We start from the raw sequence: 3,489 nt of genomic DNA, 5'->3' as shown, positions 1-3,489 counted from the left end.
CCCTGGTAAGGTTCTTCGCGTTGCGTCGAATTAAACCACATGCTCCACCGCTTGTGCGGGCCCCCGTCAATTCCTTTGAGTTTCAACCTTGCGGCCGTACTCCCCAGGCGGGGTGCTTATTGTGTTAACTACGGCACAGAAGGGGTCGATACCTCCTACACCTAGCACCCATCGTTTACGGCGTGGACTACCAGGGTATCTAATCCTGTTTGATCCCCACGCTTTCGCGCCTCAGCGTCAGTAACAGGCCAGAGAGCCGCCTTCGCCACTGGTGTTCCTCCCAATATCTACGCATTTCACCGCTACACTGGGAATTCCACTCCCCTCTCCTGCCCTCAAGTCACCCAGTCTCATAGGCAGGCTACCGGTTGAGCCGATAGTTTTCACCTCTGTCTTAAGTGACCGCCTGCGCGCCCTTTACGCCCAGTAATTCCGGACAACGCTCGCCCCCTACGTTTTACCGCGGCTGCTGGCACGTAGTTAGCCGGGGCTTCCTCCTCGGGTACCGTCATTTTTTTCTTCCCCAAAGACAGAGATTTACAACCCGAAGGCCTTCTTCTCTCACGCGGCGTTGCTCCGTCAGGCTTGCGCCCATTGCGGAAGATTCCCCACTGCTGCCTCCCGTAGGAGTCTGGACCGTGTCTCAGTTCCAGTGTGGCCGTCCACCCTCTCAGGCCGGCTACCCATCGTCGCCTTGGGGGTCTGTTACACCTCCAACTAGCTAATGTGACGCGGACCCATCTGTCTGCGGGTCTCCCCTTTCCTCACCTCTACTTGTGTAATGGTGAGCGTATCCGGTATTAGCACCAGTTTCCCGGTGTTGTCCCGGTCAGTCAGGCAGGTTATCCACGCGTTACTCACCCGTCCGCCACTCTCACTGGAAGTTGGAAGTTGGAAACTTCCAACCTCCAGGAGCGTTCGACTTGCATGTGTTAAGCACGCCGCCAGCGTTCGTCCTGAGCCAGGATCAAACTCTCCATACAAAATGAAAAGTTTTTGTCTTGGCTCTTATGTCTCTCTGAGCCGTAGAACATCGGCCTTATAGCTGTAAGTCTCTTTATGCCTCTTGAGCCTGATGCCCTGCGCCTCTTTTGGTATTGTTCTGCTCGTTTCTTAAGCTCTTCGCTCTTTGACGAGAGTCCTTTTTTCCATCCATCTTCGCACTGTTCAGTTTTCAAAGACCGTCTTGCTTTTGTCCACGCTGCCTTCTTAGCGTGACGCAAATGCTATCTTACCACTTGCCGCTCACGCGGTCAACTGCTTTTTTTTGGCTCTTCTTTCGCGGGAAAAAATTGAGGCTGGTTGCCTCGGGCTTACATGTTACCATAAAGAAATATACTTGTCAAGTTGGCCTTTACCAAAAAACAGAAATCCCGGCCATAATTTCTTTAATGCCGGGAAGTATTAATTATAATCTGAATCCAATATTATATAATTAATCGCCATAACTTATAATATGTCGTAAAATCTGTTGCATAAAAACAAAAATCTATATCAAAAGCATAAAAACACTTAACTAAATCACTAAAATCATACTAAATATATATTTCTTCATCAAAGCCCTTTTTTATAACTAATCACGTGGTTTCATTAACGGGAAAAGAATCACATCACGAATGGAAGGGGAATCGGTTAAAAGCATGATCAACCGGTCTATCCCGATACCCAGGCCGCCGGCAGGCGGCATCCCGTATTCAAGCGCGTTTATGTAGTCTTCATCCATCATGTGAGCCTCTTCGTCGCCCGCTTTTCTCTTTTCAGCCTGTTTTAAAAAACGTCCTCTCTGATCAACAGGATCATTCAGTTCAGAAAAGGCATTGGCCATCTCCCGGCCATAAATAAACAGCTCAAAACGGTAAGTTAGATCAGGTTCGCCGGCTTTTCTTTTGGCCAGGGGCGATATTTCCACGGGGTAATCCATGATAAAGGTGGGTTGGATAAGCCTTGGCTCAACCATCTCTTCAAACACCTTGTTTAAAACAGTTCCCCGGTTATCAGCGGTATCAAGGTCAATATTGATTTCTGCCTGCTTTACCGCGGCACGCGCCTCTGCATCATTTTTTATTTTGTTAAAATCGAGGCCGGAATGCATCTTTACCGCCTCAAGCATGGGTATCCTTGGCCACCCGGGCGATAAGTCGATTTCAGTACCCTGATATGATATAACCGTGGTGCCGAGCACATCCGTCGAAACGGACGAAATCAGGTTTTCCGTAAGATCCATCATGTCGTTGTAATCGGCGTAGGCCTGGTATAGTTCGAGCATTGTAAATTCGGGATTGTGCTTTGTGGAGATTCCTTCATTGCGGAAGTTGCGGTTGATTTCGTAAACCTTCTCAAAACCGCCTACCAGGAGCCTTTTCAGGAAAAGTTCGGGGGCAATGCGTAAAAAAAGATCTATGTCCAACGCGTTATGGTGGGTAATAAACGGCCTGGCCGCAGCACCGCCCGCTATTAACTGCATCATGGGTGTTTCGACTTCCAGGAACCCCTTTTGATCGAGGCAGGTACGGAAAGCTCTGATGATCTTGCTTCTGGCCTCAAAGACCTCTTTTACTTCCGGGTTTACTATTAAGTCCACATAACGATGACGGTAACGCAGTTCAACATCCCTAAGCCCGTGCCATTTTTCGGGTAAAGGCCTCAAGGATTTGGAAAGCACTTTGAAATTCTCTACAGATACCGTTATTTCACCCATCCTGGTTTTAAAAACATTGCCATGCGCGCCGATGATATCTCCAATATCCAGCTTGCCGAAGAGCTCATACGCTTCCGTCCCGACATTGTTTAACCGTGCATAAATCTGAACTTTACCTGTGCCATCCTGGATGTGGGCAAAAGAAGCTTTGCCCATTCCCCTCTTGGACATAATCCTGCCCGCTATAGTAACGGGTTTGTTTTCCAGATCGTTAAAGTTTTGCAGGATATCCAGCGCCGAATGGGTCCGCTCAAATTTACCGCCGTAAGGTTCTATGCCTCTGCTCCGCATTTCAGCCAATTTTTCCCGCCGCACCAGCATCAGGTCGTTTAAATCCTCTTCCCGGCCTAAAACACCGTCCTCCAGCACTGGCTCATTCTTTTTATCCGACATGCCAATTACCCCCAGGGTCACTATCTCACCGCATTATGTCAACAATCTGATACTTTGACTGTCCCGCCGGAATTTTTACATCAACTACAGTGCCCTTAGGCAAACCCAATATCGCCTTGCCTACCGGCGACTCATCGGATATCTTGTTAGCTCCGGGGTCAGCCTCTATGGAACCAACTATTGTATATTTAACCTCATCACCGTTCTCAAGATCCTTCAGCAGCACAGTCGAACCTATGGATACCGATTCGGTGTCGAGATTTTCATCATCAATAATCCTTGCATTGCGAAGGGTCTTTTCCAGAGTCAGAATACGGCCTTCAATAAAAGCCTGCTCGTTTTTTGCATCCTCGTATTCAGAGTTCTCGGTAATGTCACCAAATTCAATAGCCTGTTTA

Annotated in this window: 2 protein-coding genes and 1 rRNA gene; all 3 read right to left on the bottom strand. The window is 48.3% G+C overall.

Annotated elements, in window-relative coordinates; translation table 11 throughout:
• Window positions 1–983, bottom strand: a 16S ribosomal RNA gene (locus PHX29_07275); the annotation flags it as partial.
• 590 nt (window positions 984–1,573) lie between these two features.
• The gene (gene lysS / locus PHX29_07270; protein ID MDD5605683.1) at window positions 1,574–3,091 is read right to left on the bottom strand and encodes a lysine--tRNA ligase; all 1,518 of its coding nucleotides are present in this window, start codon (window positions 3,089–3,091) and stop codon (window positions 1,574–1,576) included.
• 25 nt (window positions 3,092–3,116) lie between these two features.
• Window positions 3,117–3,489, bottom strand: a 373-nt coding sequence (gene greA / locus PHX29_07265; protein MDD5605682.1) for a transcription elongation factor GreA, incomplete at its 5' end; no start/stop codon positions are given.

The sequence above is a fragment of the Dehalococcoidales bacterium genome (assembly GCA_028717385.1).
In the GTDB taxonomy this organism is placed as follows: domain Bacteria; phylum Chloroflexota; class Dehalococcoidia; order Dehalococcoidales; family CSSed11-197; genus CSSed11-197.
Note: the sequence above shows the minus strand (reverse complement) of the source record. Positions and strands in the feature narration are given on the sequence as shown.

Bases quoted from the DNA above. Each gene is read 5' to 3' on its own strand.
- lysS (MDD5605683.1), bottom strand. From the start codon at position 3,091: ATGTCGGATAAAAAGAATGAGCCAGTGCTGGAGGACGGTGTTTTAGGC.